Below are 18,108 nucleotides of genomic sequence, written 5' to 3' on the forward strand. Positions count from 1 at the left end.
CCGGTGCCGCAGGTGCTGCCGCCAAGGCTGGCGGTGCTTCGCGCTGGCTCGGCCCTCTGGCCGGCATCGCTGCCGGTGGCCTGCTGGCCTCCATGTTCATGGGCGACGGCTTCCAGGGCATGCAGATCTTCGACATCCTGATCATGGCGGTCATTGCCTTCCTGATCTTCCGCTTCATTGCCGCTCGTCGCCGCAAGCAGCAGGCGCACATGGCTCCAGCTGGCCACGCACCGATGCAGCGTGAAGTGTTCGAACAAAAACCGGCTCAAGGGTCGATCTTCGGTGGTTCGCCAGCACCTGCAGCTGCCGCTCGTCCGGTAATCAACGCACCGGCCTGGTTCAACGAAGAGCGCTTCATTGAAGCGGCACGCGGCCACTTCCAGTCCCTGCAACAGCACTGGGACGCCAACGAAATGGACAAGATCGCCGAATTTGTCACGCCACAGCTGCTGGAATTCCTGAAAAAGGAACGTGCCGATCTGGGCGAAGGCTTCCAGTCCACCTACATTGATAACCTCAATGTACAACTGGACGGCGTGGATGATCGCTCCGACAAGACCGTCGCCACCCTGACCTTCAGCGGTTTGTCGAAAACCTCGCGCTTCGACCAGGGCGAAGTCTTCAACGAAAGCTGGAACATGGAACGCCCTCAAGGCGAAAACCAGCCATGGCTGGTTGCAGGTATCCGCCAGAACGGCTGATCCCAAGCTCTGCGTTGAGTATGTTGAAACAAAAACCCCAGCCTCGGCTGGGGTTTTCTATTTCCCGGTTGCACTTATACCGAGCTACTGTATAAACCGCCCCATACAAACCGCGCCATAGAGCAAGAGGATTGAGGTCGTGGAAGAAGTCATTGAAGAACTGCGTGAAAAAAATGAACCTGTGCCGGTCCCGTTGGAACTGCCAGATGAAGATTTACTGGTGGAGATCGAAGAACAGCTGTTCATCGACATTCCCTTTGTCTTCAAGGAATTCCTGCTGACCGTCAGCGATGTCGTCTACGGCAGCCTGGAACCGGTCACCGTTACGGACCCCCAGTCCCATACCTATCTGCCCGAGGTGGCCGCCAACGCCTGGGACGCGGGTGTTCCTCGGGAGTTGATCCCGATCTGCCAGAACGGTGACGATTACTACTGTGTCGAGGAAGACGGCACCGTGGTCTTGTGGTCGGCCGAAGAAGAGCTGGTCACCGAAGAAACCTGGGAGTCGGTGTGGCACTGGGCGCGAGACGTCTGGCTGGAAAGCTGATACTGCGAGCCCGCTTCCAGCCTTGAGCTGGGGCGGGCTCAAGGCCCGCCAGCGTCCTTGTGGTGATCCAGGGTTTCCAAAAGGGCGACCTGCATCCGCGTATGCACTCGAATGAACCAGCGCCACAGCAGCGCCGCGACCACCGCCGCAACGACGGCAATCAGGATCAACAACTCGTTGGTCGGCAGAATGCTCGACGACAATGCCGTCAGCAGCAGGAAAATCACCAGCAACGATAGAATCGGTATCACCTCGGCGATCACTCGCCGCACGCGTTGGGTATGACGCCCGGCCATTTCCGCTTTCACCCCCATCTCTGCCAACAGCATCGACAAGGCCTTGATCTTGCGATATGCGGCAATCAAGAACGGCAACGACAGCAGCAGCGCGCCACCCCAGATCAATGCTTTCTGCCAACCCGGGTCGCTGATCCAGCCCTGAAGATAACCGCCAAGGCGTTCGGCGAAAAAACCGCCGGACAAAAAGATCGCCATCACCAGCGCGAGATTGACCCCCACCTGTAGCAGGATCCGCCGAATCATTTTCGCCAGCAGCGCACCCTCCCCATGGGGCTGGATGCTGCGCAGCCATTCTCCATACATCCCTAGTACACGAGCCAGACTTTGCGGCATCACCGCCGCAAGCTTCATCGACAACGGGTCGGCCGCGCGAATCAGGTAGGGGGTCAGTAAAGTCGTTAACACCGACACGGCCACCGCCACTGGATAGAGGAAGTCACTGGTAACCTGCAGGGTCATGCCCAGGGCGGCGATGATGAAAGAGAACTCGCCAATTTGCGAAAGACCCATGCCGACCCGCAGTGAGGTGCGTCCGTCATTGCCGGCAATAAATGCGCCCAGCCCGCAGGACAACATCTTGCCCAGCACCACGGCGACCGTGATCACCGCGATCGGCCAAGCGTATTGCAGCAGGATCTGCGGGTCGATCATCAAACCGATGGCGACGAAGAAGATCGCGCTGAACAGGTCGCGGACCGGTTCGATCAGCCGCTCGATTTTCAGCAACTGCCGGGATTCGGCCATGATCGCGCCGATCAGGAATGCCCCCAGCACCATGCTGTATTCCAGCTTGACCACCAGCAGACAGAAGCCGAAACACAGACCCAGCACAGTGATCAGCAGCATTTCGTCGCTTTCGAATTTCGCCACATAGGCCAGCAGCCGCGGGACCAGCAGAATGCCGATCACCAGGGCGACAATCATGAATAACGTAAGCTTGCCGACCGTGGAAAACACTTCACCGGAACTGACCGTACCACTGACCGCGATGCTCGACAGCAGCGCGATAATGCCGATCCCGAGAATGTCTTCGACGATCAACACACCGAAGATCAACTGCGCAAAGCGCTGGTTCTTCATCTTCAGGTCGTTGAGTGCCTTGACGATGATGGTGGTCGAGGAGATCGCCAGAATCGCGCCGAGGAACAGCGAGTCCATGGTGTTCCAGTCGAACCAGCGACCGATCTCATAGCCGATCCAGATCATCGTCACAATTTCGAGAAAGGCCGCGATAAACGCCGTGGCGCCGACCTTGAACAACTTGCGCAGACTGAATTCCAGGCCCAGAGAGAACATCAGGAAGATCACCCCGAGCTCCGCCAGAATTTTGATGGTCTGCTCGTCGTGGATAAATCCGAACGGCGGGGTGTGCGGGCCGATGATGAACCCGGCGACGATATAACCGAGCACCACCGGTTGTTTGAGCCGATGAAAAAGAATGGTCACCACACCCGCGACCAACATGATCACTGCCAGATCCTGAATGAAACTGATGGCATGCATGGGGTGAGGCTCCTTGGGGGCGTGCTGAAGCGGCCGCTCAATCACCCGAGCGACCGCAAAGGGCTCAATGAGCCAAATACAATTCTCTTATCCCGGTAGAAATGCCTTCGACTCGGGCTTTTGAAGGGTAACACCGCGACTTCCGGCAGTAAGGCGGTGCAATATATGGAAACAGATCGATCCGAACGTGACGGTCGCCACAAGCGCAGCGTCCCGTTAAGGATGGTTTCGAAAAAGTCATCAAGCGCCCGCAGAGGTGCCTCCCGCAATCCTGCCTAGAATCGTGAGTGTGCTATGGAACCCGGAAACGCCCAGCTGTCGATGACTGTACTGATGACCCCCGACATGGCCAACTTCTCTGGCAATGTCCACGGCGGTACCCTGCTCAAATACCTCGACGAAGTCGCCTATGCCTGCGCCAGCCGCTATGCCGGCCGCTACGTGGTCACCCTGTCGGTGGATCAGGTGATCTTCCGTGAGCCGATCCATGTCGGCGAACTGGTGACCTTCCTCGCGTCGGTCAACTACACCGGCAACACCTCGATGGAGGTGGGGATCAAAGTAGTGACGGAGAATATTCGCGAGCGCTCGGTACGCCACACCAATAGCTGTTTTTTCACCATGGTCGCGGTCGACGATCAGCGCAAACCGGCGGTCGTGCCGCAACTGCAGCCGGTAACCAGCGAAGATCATCGCCGGTTCATCCAGGCCAAGCAGCGTCGAGAGATCCGCCAGGAGCTGGAAAAGCGCTATCAGGACATCAAGGCGGAGCCTGAGGGCAGTCAGAAAGGAAGATAAGCCTGTGGCGAGGGGGCTTGCCCCCGCTCGGCCGCGCAGCGGTCGTAATGCCTATACATGCGGTGTGCCTGGCAGAACCGGCTTGCAGGTTTTAGGGCCGCTTCGCAGCCCAGCGGGAGCAAGCTCCCTCGCCACAAGGTGATCGCCAGACTTGAGATCTGATTGACTCAGGTTAGAGGCTGATCGCCATCGCCTCGAACCGCACTCGCGGATGGGCAATCCGGTCCTGGGCGCGTACCAGCTCCAGCTCGTAGCTGGCACACGCCTGGGTTTCCAGCAGCACTTCGTGCACCGCCGCGGCGGCGAATTCGAAGGCCGCCAGCAGGCTGTCGCCCAACAGCACCCGAGCCAGGAACAGACCGGACGTCAGGTCGCCGACGCCCACCGGTTGGCGCGGAAAGGCCAGCAGTGGCCGACGCAGATGCCAACTGCCCTCGGCGGTTACCAGCAACATCTCGAAGCAGTCCGCCAGCTTGCCGGGATAATCCAGATGCTTGACCAGCACCGCCTTGGGGCCGCGGGCCAACAGCGCTCGCGCCATGGCCAGGCAGTCGAACAACGACTTCGGCTTGCGCCCGGAGAAGCTGTCCAGTTCCAGTTGATTCGGGCACATGAAGTCAGCCATCGCCGCGGCTTCTTCCAGCAGGAAGTCACTGACCTCGGCCGGCACGCTGCAGCCTTTTTCCGAATGCCCCATCACCGGGTCGCACAGGTACAAAGCCTTGGGATTGATCGCCTTGATCCGCGCCACCCCCGTGAGGATCGCCCGCCCTTGAGCCGCGCTGCCCAGGTAACCGGACAACACCGCATCGCAGTTACCCAACTCGCCGATCGCCGCGATCCCTTCCACCAGCGCCGGAATCTGTTGCGGCGCCAATACCTCTCCCGTCCACTGACCGTATTGAGTATGGTTGGAGAACTGCACAGTATTGAGCGGCCAGACATTCACCCCGACTCGCTGCATCGGAAACACCGCGGCGCTGTTACCGGCATGGCCGAAGACCACATGGGACTGAATGGCGAGCAGATGGGGTGTACGTTTCATGCGAGATTTCCGTAAAACGATTGAAATTCGAGCCGCGCAGTATGCGACTAAACACAACCTGTACGACAGACCAAAGACGCAGTTAAGCTGACACTACTTTGTTGGAGCGCTCGTTCATGCTGACCCTGGGAAATATCTTCGTGTTGATGTTGCTGGCCACTGGCGGCGCCTGGCTGTGGCACAACCACGGCTTGCGAGAACGGGCACTGGAGCGGGTCAAGCAGCATTGCGCCAAGCTCGATATCGAGTTGCTGGACGGTAACGTGGCGTTGAAGCGGATAGGCTTCGTCAAGGACGCCAATGGTCGTCGGCGTCTGGCCCGCATCTATAATTTCGAATTCACCGTGACCGGCGAAACGCGCCACAACGGCACCATCACCCAGTTCGGCGCCCACAGCGCGCAAATCGAGCTGGCGCCCTACCCGTTCGAGGTCAAGACCCCGACGCCAAGTGCCGAAGTGATCGAATTGAGCCAGTGGCGCCAGGAACATAATAAGTGGCGTAGTTGAAGCAAATGCGAGATCAAAAGATCAAAAGATCGCAGCCTGCGGCAGCTCCTACGCTACACGGCACGCTACCAAAGCCTTTTGTAGTCCCTCTGCGTCCTGCGGCTCGCTGAAAATCAACTCGATACGCGAATCACGCCGCCACTCGCTGGGCTGCCAGCGCAGGTCCGCGCTATCCACTGCATTGGCAGAAACCCAGCCGTCCGTGCTGTGTATAACCAGCTTGGCTCTTTTCCAATCGAGGTGTTCAAGCCATTGCTGTAGCTGCCTTGCCTGGAATTGCTGACTGGGATGCCAGCGCCAGCCGATGCTCCAGCCGCCCTCCTGCTGCTGACTCAAGCAAATCGGCAGTCCAGGATCAGTCCAGATTGCGGGCATCTGCGCCAGGCCTGTGGGCGCGGTGAAGTTATCCACACCGGCATTTGCTTGAGACTGTACGCCGGGCAATTCGACCAGCGGCAAAGCAGCCTGCTGCGTCCAGTACACAGGGCAGTCCGGTAACCGTTTGATAATCCGCTGGCGATCGGCATCACTGAGCTGCTCGTCCTTGTTCAGCAGCAACAGGCCGGCACTGGCCAACGCCTCCTGCTGCGCCGCGGGCAGAGGTTTTCCGGCCGCCAGTGCCTGGGCATCGAGCACCAGTACGCACGGCTGAACCGCCAACACGCCGTGCCACGGCGCATCGCGCAATTGCTTGAGCAGCTGTGCCGGATGCCCCAACCCGGAAGGCTCGATAAACAGTCGGTCCGGACGCGCCTTACGCAACAAGCGCCCAAGCCCGACCTGGAACGGCGCGCCATTCACACAACACAAACAACCGCCGGCGACTTCCCCCAGCGCGATACCATTGGCATCCTGAGTCAGCAATGCAGCGTCCAGGCCGATCTGACCAAACTCATTGATCAGCACCGCCCAGCGCTCATGGGCTGGCCGCTGCGCCAGCAGGTTCTTGATCAGGCTGGTCTTCCCGGCGCCAAGCGGCCCGGCAATGACATGGGTAGGAATGTTCTGCAGCATGTTCAACGGTTTCTAAAGAGGTGAAGGATGCGGGTGATTTACTGGTCACTGCTATTGGCGCTCAGCTCCGGCGAGGTGCTGGCCCAGGCCTGCGTAGTCCATAGTCAGGCCGACCGGCTCGACGTCAAAGTCTGCCAGCAGAACCGCAACATCCCGGAAAAACTGTTCAACGACGGCTTCTGCCAGCCCAAACTGGCCGGTCAGAAAGTTGAAGTTGCGTTTACCGAGCAATGTCCTGCCGGCGCCTTCGGCGTTTGCAGCAACGCCCAAGTGGCCAATATGCCTTACCGGCAGGATATTCACTATTACGGCGTGGCTTCCGATGCAGCGTACTTGCAGCCGTTCTGCGAAAGCCAGAGCCAGGGCAAATGGCTGATACCTTGAGCGCGCCTAGCTCAGCCAGTCAAGGGTCAGGATCAGCCGACGCTCACCCGGGGCCGGTTGCGGCGAGCGATGGATCAGACCGAAGCCTTCGTTGCCGTGCCATTTCTCACCCTTGAGCAGGGCCACTTCACCGCAGGCGACTTGCTGAATTTCCGAGTCGTCCTGGGGCTCGGCATCGGGCTTGCCCAGTTGCTGGCGATCCATCGCCCCTTCCCGCAGCCATTGGCTGCCGATGCCGGCATAGGTGGTGATCAGGCGCACCGGCACATGATCGACGTGGAAACGTGGGCACATGGCCTTGTCCAGCACTCGCAGACGCAAACCGATGCACCTGGCGCCCAGCAAGCAGGCAAAGGCGCTGACCAGCCAGGAGACGTCGGCGATGAAGCCTTGGTAACCCTCAAGATCACTGAAGCCCGAGGCAAGGCCGCGCAGGTTTGGCTGCGCATCATCACTCTCCAGTTCCAGTGACAGCGATTCCGCCAAGGGCTGGTCGAGGGACAGCAGCAAGGCGCCGAAGTCGGCGATATGAACAGGTAACTGGCGCTGCCAGAGGGCGAGATTGACGTTGTCTTCGAGTATTTGGGTGAGGACCTCGGGATTTTCACCGTGAACTTGACGGGGTTTCTGCCGCTGGGGCTGTACCGGGAGCAGGATTGTCTTCGTGGGCAAGTCGGATCGCCGCACCGCCGCTCCCACAGGGTTCTGCAGCTGACGTAACATCAAGCCGCCTCCTCTTCATGCCAAGGCCCGAAAGGATCGATCATTAGTCGCCAGCCTTCCACGCCCAAGGCCATTTCGTCATCAGTCAGCAGACAGTTGTCGAGCTCTTCGGTTAGCTGGGTGAAGTCGATGTTCTGACCGATGAACACCAGTTCCTGACGGCAATCACCGGTGGCCGCCATCCAGTTTTCCATGATCGCCGAGGTGCTTTCCTGGTCCTGCGGCCACTGTGGTTTCGGCACGAATCGCCACCAGCGCCCGGCAAATCCATGGCGCATCAGCCCCCCGGCCTGGGACCAGCTACCGGCGTCCTGATGCTTGCTGGCCAGCCAGAAAAAGCCCTTGGAGCGTAACAGTTTGCCGTTCACCCAGGGGCGATCGATGAAGCTGTAAAAACGCTGGGGATGAAAGGGTCGCCGCGCTCGATAGGCCGTCGAGGCAATGCCGTATTCCTCGGTTTCCGGCACATGTTCACCGCGCAGCTCCTGCAGCCAGCCCGGAGCCTGAGCGGCACGCTCGAAATCGAAACGCCCGGTATTCAGGATCTTCTTCAACGGCACTTCACCCATCACCATGGGAATGATCTCTGCCTGGGAATTAAGCCGCTCGAGGATAGCGATCAGCTCCTGGCGGTCGCTGCTGCTGATCAAATCGATCTTGCTGATCAGTATCACGTCGGCGAACTCGATCTGCTCGATCAGCAGGTCGGTGATCGAACGCTCGTCCTCTTCGCCCAGGGTTTCACCGCGAGAGGCGAGGCTCTCGGCGGCCTGGTAGTCGAGCAGGAAGTTCATGCCATCAACCACCGTGACCATGGTGTCGAGCCGGGCAATGTCGGCCAGACTCTGACCATCTTCGTCGCGAAAAGTGAAGGTTTCCGCCACCGGCAACGGCTCGGAAATCCCGGTGGACTCGATCAGCAGATAATCGAAACGACCTTCCTTGGCGAGCTTGCTGACTTCCTCCAGCAAGTCTTCGCGCAGGGTGCAGCAAATGCAGCCGTTGCTCATCTCGATGAGCTTTTCTTCGGCGCGATTGAGCGTGACATCGCGCTGAACCTCACTGCCATCGATGTTGATTTCGCTCATATCGTTGACGATCACCGCCACTCGAAGATTGTCGCGATTGCGCAGGATGTAGTTGAGCAGCGTGCTTTTACCGGCGCCGAGAAAGCCCGACAACACGGTAACGGGAAGGCGATTGGGCATCAGGTATTCCTCATCAGATGTGGCTGGTAAAACGCCGTTGATGACGTTCGCGCAGCTCTTAATGCTTTCGCTGATGTTATAGTATAACATTATAATTCACCTACAACGATGGACTTGCCCATGAACGCGCTGACTCTGCCGGATATCGCCGCGCAGGCCTCACGCCAAACCTTGCCACTCGAATGGGTGGGCATGTGCGGCATTGCTTTACCGGTGTTGATCGATGGCCAGCGCATCAGCGCCAAAGCGGATGCGGGCGTCAGCCTCGACGATGGCGAGGCGCGCGGGATTCATATGTCACGGCTGTATCTGGCGCTGGAAATGCTCGAACTGGAGAACCTCACACCGCTGCTTTTGCGTCAGGTGCTGCAACGTTTTCTCGACAGTCATGACGGGTTGGCCAGCAGCGCCTATCTGCGAATCCACACCGATCTGCTGCTGAAACGACCCGCCTTGGTCAGCCCCTTGGCCGGTTGGAAAACCTATCCGGTGAGCATTGAAGCGCGGCTGAAAAACACAATGTTCCACGTGGAACTAAAAATCGAGGTTACTTATTCCTCGACTTGCCCCTGCTCAGCCGCCCTTTCGAGACAGCTGATTCAGCAGCAATTTGTCGATGACTTTGCCAACAAAGCGTTGCAGCACGCCGACGTTCTGGCTTGGCTCGGCTCTTCTAAAGGGATCGTTGCGACGCCCCATAGCCAGCGAAGCAGTGCGCAGTTACAACTGCGTTTGGACGACTATCTGGAAGGTTTGCCACTGATCGCCGTGATCAACGACGCGGAAGCCGCCCTCGGCACTGCCGTTCAAACCGCAGTCAAACGCGCTGACGAACAAGCCTTTGCCTTGGCCAATGGTCAGAACCTGATGTTCTGCGAAGACGCGGCCCGACGTCTGAACCTGGCTTTGAAAAGGTCACCAGGAATCAATGCTTTCCACCTGCGCGTTGTCCATGCCGAAAGCTTGCACGCTCACGACGCCGTGGCCGAAAGCCGCTGGAACTGGGGGACGCCATGATCCGCTGCGCTGGCTTGCGTTGGGGTGCGCCCAGCCGGCCTCTCACTCCCCCGGTTACCTTCGAGCTGGCCAGCGGCAGCCTGACTGCAGTGATTGGTGCCAATGGTTCAGGCAAAAGCAGTCTGCTTAAAGTCATCGCCGGGTTGCAGAAGCCCTTGGCCGGCAAAGTCGAATTGGAGGTTCCACGGCGCGGCAGTCTGTCTTTTCTGCCGCAACAACAGCATCTGGATCGACTGTTCCCCATCAGTCTTCAAGAGTTGGTGGCGGCTGGTTTCTGGGGTAGCAAACAAGCACCACAGATCCGCAGCCGACGCCTGCAAGCCGCGCTGGAAGACTGGTGCTTGAGCGGGCTGGAACATCGGCCATTGATGGCCTTGTCCGGCGGTGAATTGCAACGCGCCCTGCTCGCCCGTTTGAGTCTGACCCAAGCGCCGCTGCTATTGCTTGACGAACCCCATGCTGCCCTCGACGAACTCGGCCAGGCACTGCTCTGGAAACACATTCATGCCTGGCATACCGAAGGTCGAACGCTGCTCGTCGTCTGCCATGACCTGGCCGCTGTGCGCCAACAGATCCCTCATACACTGCTGATCAAAAGCAGCGGCTGCGTGCTCGCGCCCAGTGTCGAACTGATCTCACAACAGCCTTTGACGCAGGTGGCGTAATGGTCGCCGCCGCCCAACTTTGGTCACCGTTCCACGAGTTCGTGTTCATGCATCGAGCCTTGCTCGGCGGTCTGGTATTGGCCTGCAGCACTGCCCCGCTTGGCGTGTTTTTGATCCTGCGACGCATGAGCCTGATCGGCGATGCAGTGGCTCACGGGATCTTGCCCGGCGCCGCCTTGGGCTTCTGGTTCGCCGGTTTGAGTCTGCCAGCGCTGACCATTGGCGGCCTCGGCGCTGGCCTGAGCATGGCCGGGCTCGCGGCGTGGATCACTCGTCGTACCGGCCTGCGAGAAGACGCCAGCCTCGCGGCGATCTACCCGATTTCCCTGGCCAGCGGTGTGCTGATTCTCGGCATGGCCGGCAAACGCCTGGACCTGCTGCACCTGCTATTCGGCTCTGCCCTCGCCGTCGATGGACCGACTCTGACCGGCATGCTCTGGGTTTCTGGATTCAGCCTGATCGCCATGGCGGCGATCTATAAGCCACTGCTGCTGGATACCCTCGACCCGCTATTCCTGCAAACCGTCAGCCGTCTCGGGCCACTGGCACATGGATTGTTTCTGACCTTGGTGGTGCTGAATCTGGTGATCGGTTTCCAGGCCATCGGCGCACTGATGGTGGTCGGTTTGATGATGTTGCCGGCAGCGGCTTCGCGTTTCTGGAGCAGACGCCTGCCGGTGCTGATGGCCATCGCCGCGATGCTCGGTTGCCTCTCGGTATGGCTCGGCCTGTTGCTCTCGTTCTACTACTCGCTGCCCAGCGGTCCGGTCATCGTGCTGGTGGCTGGCGCATTGTATTTGCTGTCCGTGGTGTTCGGTCCGGTGCACGGCTTGCTGCGCCGCCCGCCTTTGCTCACATCCCGATGAGGTGTTACTCGATGCGCGCTCTACTCGTGCTGTTCAGCCTGCTGCTGCCGTTGTCGCTATTGGCAGCCGAGAAGCTGCAGGTGGTCACCAGCTTCAGCATCCTCGCCGACATGACCCGGCAGGTCGGCGGCGAGCATATCCAGATCACCAACCTGGTCGGGCCGGACACCGACGCCCATACCTATGAGCCCACTCCGGACGACGCCAAGTCGCTGCTCAAAGCCAGGCTGATCATCAAAAATGGTCTGGGTTTCGAGCCTTGGCTGGATCGCCTGGTCACCAGCACCGAGACCAAAACCCCGGTGATCAGCGCCAGCCATGGCGTCATCCCGCGGATCCTGGATGAGCACGGCGCGACCATTGCCGACCCACACGCCTGGCACAACCTGGCGAACACCGAGCTCTATGTGAGCAACATCAACAAGGCGCTGATCGCGGTTGATCCAGCAAACAAGGCCGACTACGAACGCAACAGCCAGGCCTACCTGAAACAGATCTACCGTCTGCTGGCCGAAGCCAAGGCCAAGCTCGGTTCCCTGCCCCCGGGCAACCGCAAGATCGTCACCTCCCACGATGCTTTCGGTTATCTCGGCCAGGCCTACAGCATCGACTTCATGGCGCCTCAAGGACTGTCCACCGAGCATGACCCCTCGGCCTCCGAAGTCGCTGCGCTGATCACCCAGATCCGTCAGGCCAAGGTCAAAGCGCTGTTCATGGAGAACATCAAAGACGCACGCCTGCTCAAGCAAATTGCCGAAGAGAGCGGCGCGCATATCGGCGGCACCTTGTACTCCGACGCCCTCGCCGCTGAAGGTCCGGCCAGCACCTTTGTCGGGTTGTTCGAATACAACCTCAACACCCTGTACGAGGCCTTGAGCAAACCATGATCAAGTGCCCGCGGCTGTCGATGCAGGACCTGGAAAGCGCCGCTGTTGGCAGTCGCTGGCCCCTCACCGGGGTGCTCGATGCGTTGCCGTGGAACAGCGATGGATTGATCGCCGCCATCGCCCAGCAACATGACAGCGGCGAGGTGCTGATGCTCGCCTGGATGAATCGCAAGGCGCTGGCTGAAACCCTGGCTAGCCACCAGGTTTGCTACTGGTCACGCTCGCGTCAACAGCTGTGGCGCAAGGGCGAGACTTCCGGCCACCGCCAACGGCTGATCGAAGCCCGCCTCGACTGCGACGGTGATGCGGTGCTGTTGCTGGTCGATCAGCAAGGTCCGGCCTGTCACACCGGACGGCCGAACTGCTTTTACAACGCCATTCGTGACGGCGCGGTGCAAGTCATCAGCGCTGCCAAAGAGGAACTCAACTGATGATTCGCAAAAACCCGTCGGGTGATCTGCCAGTGATCGCCGAGTCCGCCTATGTGGATAAAACAGCGATCATCTGCGGTAAGGTGGTAATCGGCGAGAACGTCTTCGTCGGCCCTTACGCAGTGATTCGCGCCGATGAAGTCGACGCCTGCGGCAAGATGGAACCGATCACCATCGGTGCCAATTCAAATATCCAGGACGGGGTGGTGATCCACTCCAAATCCGGAGCGGCAGTGAGCATCGGCGAGTTCAGTTCCATCGCCCACCGCTCCATCGTTCACGGCCCATGCTCCGTCGGCAACCGGGTGTTCATCGGTTTCAACAGCGTGCTGTTCAACTGCGCGGTGGGCGACGGTTGCGTAGTGCGGCACAACTCGGTGGTCGACGGTCGTGATTTGCCCGAAGACTTCTACGTACCCTCGACCACCCGCATCGGGCCCAAGACCGACCTCTCGCAGTTCCCTCCCGTCAGCGTCAGTGCTTCGGAATTTTCCGAAGACGTAGCACGGACCAACGTCGATCTGGTACGCGGCTACAAAGCTCTGCAGAACGAGTTTTGACCATGAGCAGTGTGCTGATTCGCAACGCCCGATTGGTCAACGAAGGCCGTGAATTCGAGGGTGATCTACTGGTGGACCACGGGCGCATCGTGAAGATTGCCCGCAGCATCGAAGGTGAAAGCGCGGCGATGGAAATCGATGCCGAGGGCCAATGGTTGTTACCGGGCATGATCGATGACCAGGTGCATTTCCGCGATCCGGGCGCGCCGGACAAGGGCAGTTTTTACACCGAATCGCGGGCCGCCGTGGCCGGTGGTATCACCAGTTTCATGGACATGCCTAACACCCACCCGGCGACTCTGACTCTCGCCGCACTGGCCGACAAGAAGCGCCGCGCGGCTATCAGCTCAGTGGCCAACTACGGCTTTCACTTCGGCGTCAGCAACGACAACCTCGACATTATCGCCGCCCTCGATCCCTGTTCAGTGGCCGGGGTGAAAGTCTTCATGGGCGCTTCCACCGGCAACATGCTGGTGGACGATCCACGGATTCTCGAGCGACTGTTCGCCGAAGTACCGACTATCCTGCTCGCCCATTGCGAGAGCACACACCTAGCATCCGGGCCAACGAAAGCAATCTGCGGGAACTGTTCGGCGAGGCCATTCCAGCGGGAGCCCATCCGCTGATTCGCAATGCCGAGGTGTGCTTTCGCTCCTCCTCGATGGCCGTGGAACTGGCCAGGCGGCACGGCACTCGGCTGCACGTTCTGCACCTGACCAGCGCTCGCGAGCTGGCCCTGTTCGAAGACAAACCGCTAGCCGAGAAACGCATCACCGCCGAGGTCTGTCTGCACCACTTGCTGTTCGATGATCGCGACTACCAAAGCCTCGGCAACCTGATCAAGTGCAACCCGGCGATCAAGCCCCAGCCCGATCGCGATGCCTTGCGCCAGGCCTTGCTGGGCAATCGCCTGGACGTGATCGGCAGCGACCACGCGCCTCACACCTGGGCCGAGAAACAGCTGCCCTACAGCCAGGCACCTTCCGGCTTACCGCTGGTGCAACACGCCCTCCCCGCGCTGCTGGAACTGGTGGCCGATCAACTTCTGCCGCTGACCACCCTGGTGGCAAAAACCAGCCATCGGGTCGCCGACCTGTTCGCCATTCCCGACCGCGGTTACCTGCGTGAAGGCTATTGGGCCGATCTGGTGTTGATCAAAGCCGAGCCCGATGGGAAGGCTGTCGCCCGGCAACCGATCCTCGCCCAATGCGGCTGGACGCCCTTTGCCGAGCGGCGCTTTCGCCACAGCGTCAGTACGACATTGGTCTCGGGGCAAATTGCCTGGCACGCCAATCGTCTCTATGACGGCTGCCAGGGTTTGCCGCTGAGGTTTATGCGTTAGGGAGGATTTTCGGCAGATGGGTGTTGAATATGTGTGTGAGCGGCTGAGCCGGGAAGCCAAGGTTATTCAGTGATTTTTACGGTGCCTGATCTGACGTATTCGCGGGCAAGCCCGCACCCACAGGTATTATGCGAATGCTGTGGGAGCGGGTTTGCCCGCGAATCTTTTAGGCTCTTGGTTTAACTGTCCCGCAATCCTGCCCCATCCACACCGCGCGGGTATCCAGGCTGCCCTTCTGCTGGATGCCGGTGGCATTGAAGGTGCCGTTGACCTTGGTCGTAAACTCTCGGTCGCTAAGGAAGCTGGCCACGCCGGTACCCTGGGCTTTCGGGCAGCTGAAGCGGAATTTCCACTGGTTACCCAGACGCTCGGTGACTTCCTGTTTGCAACCCGATTGCGGGTCCTGCAACGGAATGCTGTCGGACTTGACCTGTTCCGGAGTCAGGCAGACCCGAATGCCTTTGCCGCCCATGGTGATGCCCTGCTTCTCGAGCATGGCCCGTTGTTCCGGGGTCATCTGGCTCTGTACCTGGCCCAGGATCATTTGTAGATCCGGCAGATTCTGATCATCGACTTTCATATTGCTCGAAGTCAATTCCCACAAACCTGGCTGCAGCATCTGGGCCTGAGCGGCCACAGGAAGCGACAAACCAACAGCCATGGCCAAACCCAGCAGATGAACGTTCATCGAGTAACTCCTAGAGAATAGTGGCTGTTAGACGTCAACAATCTACTTGGGTTGCATGCTGAATTAAATAGCGACATTCGCCGTGGAACATGGTCTGTTAAGCTTAGAATCTTCAGGAGTCAGGCTGCCCCCATGGATTATTTTGGCCCGCATGTTTTCGGTTATCTGATCGCCATTATTCACTCGCTGGGCACGATCGCCGCCATCCATGCGGTGTTCACCGTCCGCACCGCCCAAGGCGCAATTGCCTGGGCCATGTCACTGCTGTTCATTCCTTATCTGACACTTATCCCCTATCTGGTCTTCGGCCGAAGTACTTTCGATGCCTATATCAAGGCCAGGCGCCAGGCCAACGAAGAGATGCGCAAAGCCATTGCCGACCTGAACTGGCGCCCTTGGGTCGAAGAAGCGCTGGCCGCCCGCGCCTCAAAGGCCTATGCCTCGCTGCGAGCCATGCCCAAACTTGGACGCATGCCGTGCCTGGCGAATAATCAGGTCCGCCTGCTGATCAACGGCGAAGCCACGTTCACGGCGATATTCGAGGCTATTGGTAACGCTCGGCAAGCGGTATTGATCCAGTTCTTTATCATCCACGACGACCAGCTCGGTCGTCGCCTGCAGGCCTTGTTGAAGGCGAAAGCCGCCGAAGGCGTGGCAATCTACGTGCTCTACGACCGCATCGGCAGTCACTCCCTGCCCCACAGCTATGTTCAGCCGCTGCGTGATGCCGGCGTACAGGTCAAAGCCTTTGCCACCCGCAGTGGTTGGCTCAATCGCTTCCAGGTCAACTTCCGCAACCACCGTAAAATTGTTGTGGTTGATGGCCTGCTCGGATTTGTGGGTGGGCACAACGTCGGCGACGAATACATGGGGCAGAAACCGCCTCTGGCACCCTGGCGCGACACCCATATAGCAGTCACTGGCCCGGTGGTGGCCTGCATGCAGGAGTCGTTCGCCGAAGACTGGTTCTGGGCGGCACGCCAACTGCCACCGCTGATCCTGCCGGACACCTATCCAGACGCCGGCGTGCTTTGCCAACTGCTGGCCAGCGGCCCGGCCGACTCTTATGAAACCTGTTCGCTGTTTTTTGTCGAAGCGATTCATGCCGCGAACGAGCGGATCTGGATCACCAGCCCCTATTTCATTCCCGACGAAGCAGTGTTCGCCGCCCTGCGCCTGGCGGTATTGCGCGGTGTGGATGTGCGGATTCTGCTGCCCTCGCGGCCAGATCACCGCATCGTCTACGCAGCCTCCAGTCTCTTCGCTTTCGAAGCGGTGCGGGCCGGGGTGCGGGTGTTTCGTTATCAGCCAGGTTTCCTGCACCAGAAGGTGGTGCTGATCGACAGCGAAATCAGCGCCATCGGCAGCGCGAATCTGGACAATCGTTCATTCCGGCTCAACTTCGAAGTGATGCTGCTGACCGTCGACAGCCAATTCGCCGCCGAGGTGGAGATCATGCTCAACGCTGACTTTGCCCTGGCACACGAGATTGCCAAAGGCGAAAGCCGGGACACTCGCCGCCTGCAACAACTGGGCATGCGGGTCGCCCGGCTCATATCGCCAATCCTTTAAGGGATGTAGATATCGTCGCGAGTCCACGGCAGTTCATGGCTACCGTCGGTGTGGGTTTTTACCGCGAGGATCTGGTGCAGATTGATCCAGCCCCTGGCGAACGCGTAGGCGCACCCCGCCAGGTACAGCCGCCAAATGCGTAGCGCTTGCTCCGGCACCAGTTTCGCGGCGGCCTCCAGATTGTCCTCCAGACGCTCGCTCCAATGGTCCAGGGTGCGCGCGTAATGCAGACGCAGGCTTTCGACGTCGACGATTTCCAGCCCGGCCTCGCTGATCTCGGCCGAGATCATCGACAGATGCGGCAGCTCGCCGTTGGGGAATACATAACGTCCGATGAATTCACCGAAGCCCCGCCCGACTGGCCGACCGTCGGTGTGCCTGGCGGTGATCCCGTGGTTCATCACCAGCCCGCCCTCGCGCACCGCGCCGAACAGAGTCTTGCAGTACTGCGCCAGGTTCGCGTGACCCACATGCTCGAACATGCCGACACTCACCACCTTGTCGAAACGACCGTCCTGAGGCAGGTCACGGTAATCGAGCAGCTGCAGTTCGACCTGATCTTCCAGGCCCTCGGCCGCCACCCGCTCGCGAGCCAGGGCCAATTGTTCCTTGCTCAGGGTGATACCAAATACCTTCGCGCTGAATTCCCGGGCCGCGAAGCGCGCCAGCCCGCCCCAACCGCAACCGACATCCAGCAGATACTCACCGGGTTGCAGACGCAGTTTGCGGCACAGGTGACGAAACTTGGCTTGCTGAGCTTGTTCGAGCGTCTCGCTGCCGGTCTCGAAATAGGCGCAGGAATAGACCATGTCGCTATCGAGCCAGAGCTGATAGAAGGCATTGGACAGATCGTAGTGATAGGAGATGGCCGCCGCATCGGTGGCTTTGTCGTGCTCGGAGCGCACCGGCTGATTATCGTCATTCTCATCCAAAAGGGCTTGGCTCAGCGCATCGCACACTCGAATCACGTCATGGATCGAGCCTTCGAGTTCCAGTTTGCCCTCAACGAAAGCGCTGCCCAGCAAATCCAGGCTGGGATGGGTGAACTGGGCAACCATTTGTGGATCCTTGACCACAATGGTGACGCTGGGTGTCGGGCCCAGATTGAACTCATGACCATCCCAGAGTCTGAGGCGTAACGGTAACTGCAGATTCTGTAAGGCCGGTGGAAGATGCGCGACCATGGGAAGTCCCCTTGTTTCAGAACATCTGATGTGAGGGTAGACCATCCAGAAAAATTAGCCGGCTATCGAACTCATAGCCTTTCTCTATGGCCCGCGAGGCTGATCAAACCGTCCTAACTCCACTGTTTCAGCCAGGTTACAGTCTGTCGTAGCACACCCTCTTCA

General features: G+C 59.5%; 19 protein-coding genes and 1 pseudogene. 13 read left to right on the forward strand and 7 right to left on the reverse strand.

The genetic code is table 11. The annotated features are described in order from the left end of the window. Together F8N21_RS10900 and F8N21_RS10905 are read left to right on the forward strand one after the other, a co-directional pair. Positions 1 to 701, forward strand: a 701-nt coding sequence (locus F8N21_RS10900) for a Tim44 domain-containing protein (protein WP_150642137.1), incomplete at its 5' end; no start/stop codon positions are given. Positions 702 to 840: 139 nt separating this feature from the next. Beyond that, positions 841 to 1,248 carry an SMI1/KNR4 family protein gene (locus F8N21_RS10905; protein WP_150642138.1) on the forward strand — a complete coding sequence of 136 codons (408 nt, stop codon included), beginning with the start codon at positions 841 to 843 and terminating at the stop codon, positions 1,246 to 1,248. 38 nt (positions 1,249 to 1,286) lie between these two features. On the opposite strand, the gene F8N21_RS10910 is transcribed toward F8N21_RS10905, so the two are convergent. Continuing rightward, positions 1,287 to 3,050 carry a cation:proton antiporter gene (locus F8N21_RS10910; protein WP_150642139.1) on the reverse strand — a complete coding sequence of 588 codons (1,764 nt, stop codon included), beginning with the start codon at positions 3,048 to 3,050 and terminating at the stop codon, positions 1,287 to 1,289. A gap of 294 nt (positions 3,051 to 3,344) precedes the next feature. Between F8N21_RS10910 and F8N21_RS10915 the strand changes: the two genes are divergently transcribed. Continuing rightward, on the forward strand, positions 3,345 to 3,848 hold the full coding sequence (locus F8N21_RS10915) for an acyl-CoA thioesterase (RefSeq protein WP_150642140.1): 504 nt from the start codon (positions 3,345 to 3,347) through the stop codon (positions 3,846 to 3,848). A gap of 172 nt (positions 3,849 to 4,020) precedes the next feature. On the opposite strand, the gene pdxY is transcribed toward F8N21_RS10915, so the two are convergent. Further along, positions 4,021 to 4,893, reverse strand: coding sequence for a pyridoxal kinase PdxY (gene pdxY, locus F8N21_RS10925; protein WP_150642141.1), 873 nt, complete (start codon positions 4,891 to 4,893; stop codon positions 4,021 to 4,023). Positions 4,894 to 5,009: 116 nt separating this feature from the next. On the opposite strand from pdxY, the gene F8N21_RS10930 reads away from it, so the two are divergent. Continuing rightward, entirely contained in the window at positions 5,010 to 5,402 is a 393-nt protein-coding gene (locus tag F8N21_RS10930; protein WP_150642142.1) for a DUF3301 domain-containing protein, read from the forward strand. Positions 5,403 to 5,450: 48 nt separating this feature from the next. On the opposite strand, the gene F8N21_RS10935 is transcribed toward F8N21_RS10930, so the two are convergent. Next, complete coding sequence (locus F8N21_RS10935) at positions 5,451 to 6,416, reverse strand: CobW-like GTP-binding protein (RefSeq protein WP_150642143.1); 966 nt, start codon at positions 6,414 to 6,416, stop codon at positions 5,451 to 5,453. A 27-nt stretch (positions 6,417 to 6,443) separates the two neighbouring features. Here F8N21_RS10935 and F8N21_RS10940 point away from each other — a divergent pair, with 27 nt between their 5' ends. Further along, entirely contained in the window at positions 6,444 to 6,800 is a 357-nt protein-coding gene (locus tag F8N21_RS10940) for an NADH:ubiquinone oxidoreductase (protein WP_150642144.1), read from the forward strand. Between the two features lie 6 nt (positions 6,801 to 6,806). On the opposite strand, the gene F8N21_RS10945 is transcribed toward F8N21_RS10940, so the two are convergent. Further along, positions 6,807 to 7,457, reverse strand: a complete 651-nt coding sequence (locus F8N21_RS10945; RefSeq protein WP_412071633.1) for a DUF1826 domain-containing protein — start codon at positions 7,455 to 7,457, stop codon at positions 6,807 to 6,809. A 65-nt stretch (positions 7,458 to 7,522) separates the two neighbouring features. Continuing rightward, entirely contained in the window at positions 7,523 to 8,731 is a 1,209-nt protein-coding gene (zigA, locus tag F8N21_RS10950) for a zinc metallochaperone GTPase ZigA (RefSeq protein WP_150642146.1), read from the reverse strand. 120 nt (positions 8,732 to 8,851) lie between these two features. On the opposite strand from zigA, the gene folE2 reads away from it, so the two are divergent. The 7 genes and pseudogenes from folE2 (at position 8,852) to F8N21_RS10985 (ending at position 14,499) form a co-directional block, all read left to right on the forward strand. Further along, complete coding sequence (folE2, locus tag F8N21_RS10955) at positions 8,852 to 9,748, forward strand: GTP cyclohydrolase FolE2 (protein WP_150642147.1); 897 nt, start codon at positions 8,852 to 8,854, stop codon at positions 9,746 to 9,748. Further along, on the forward strand, positions 9,745 to 10,413 hold the full coding sequence (locus F8N21_RS10960) for a metal ABC transporter ATP-binding protein (protein ID WP_150642148.1): 669 nt from the start codon (positions 9,745 to 9,747) through the stop codon (positions 10,411 to 10,413). Before folE2 ends, F8N21_RS10960 begins: the two co-directional genes overlap by 4 nt. After that, the gene (locus F8N21_RS10965) at positions 10,413 to 11,279 is read left to right on the forward strand and encodes a metal ABC transporter permease (protein WP_150642149.1); all 867 of its coding nucleotides are present in this window, start codon (positions 10,413 to 10,415) and stop codon (positions 11,277 to 11,279) included. The genes F8N21_RS10960 and F8N21_RS10965 overlap by 1 nt, the downstream gene beginning before the upstream one ends. A gap of 11 nt (positions 11,280 to 11,290) precedes the next feature. Continuing rightward, complete coding sequence (locus tag F8N21_RS10970; protein WP_150642150.1) at positions 11,291 to 12,166, forward strand: metal ABC transporter substrate-binding protein; 876 nt, start codon at positions 11,291 to 11,293, stop codon at positions 12,164 to 12,166. Next, complete coding sequence (gene hisI, locus F8N21_RS10975; RefSeq protein ID WP_150642151.1) at positions 12,163 to 12,597, forward strand: phosphoribosyl-AMP cyclohydrolase; 435 nt, start codon at positions 12,163 to 12,165, stop codon at positions 12,595 to 12,597. Before F8N21_RS10970 ends, hisI begins: the two co-directional genes overlap by 4 nt. Further along, a complete protein-coding gene (locus F8N21_RS10980) occupies positions 12,597 to 13,157 on the forward strand; it encodes a DapH/DapD/GlmU-related protein (RefSeq protein WP_150642152.1) in 561 nt (186 codons plus the stop codon). The genes hisI and F8N21_RS10980 overlap by 1 nt, the downstream gene beginning before the upstream one ends. Before the next feature lie 2 nt (positions 13,158 to 13,159). Further along, positions 13,160 to 14,499, forward strand: a pseudogene (locus F8N21_RS10985) (dihydroorotase). 166 nt (positions 14,500 to 14,665) lie between these two features. Here F8N21_RS10985 and F8N21_RS10990 read toward each other — a convergent pair. After that, positions 14,666 to 15,187: a DUF3617 domain-containing protein gene (locus tag F8N21_RS10990; RefSeq protein ID WP_150642153.1), complete on the reverse strand. Its 522-nt coding sequence runs from the start codon at positions 15,185 to 15,187 to the stop codon at positions 14,666 to 14,668. A gap of 132 nt (positions 15,188 to 15,319) precedes the next feature. On the opposite strand from F8N21_RS10990, the gene cls reads away from it, so the two are divergent. Continuing rightward, a complete protein-coding gene (gene cls, locus F8N21_RS10995) occupies positions 15,320 to 16,759 on the forward strand; it encodes a cardiolipin synthase (RefSeq protein ID WP_150642154.1) in 1,440 nt (479 codons plus the stop codon). Here cls and cfaB read toward each other — a convergent pair. Continuing rightward, positions 16,756 to 17,943, reverse strand: a complete 1,188-nt coding sequence (cfaB, locus tag F8N21_RS11000; protein WP_150642155.1) for a C17 cyclopropane fatty acid synthase CfaB — start codon at positions 17,941 to 17,943, stop codon at positions 16,756 to 16,758. The genes cls and cfaB overlap by 4 nt on opposite strands. Positions 17,944 to 18,108 lie beyond the last annotated feature (165 nt).

Origin of the sequence: Pseudomonas fluorescens, from assembly GCF_902497895.1 — a bacterium.
GTDB classification, from domain to species: domain Bacteria; phylum Pseudomonadota; class Gammaproteobacteria; order Pseudomonadales; family Pseudomonadaceae; genus Aquipseudomonas; species Aquipseudomonas fluorescens_BP.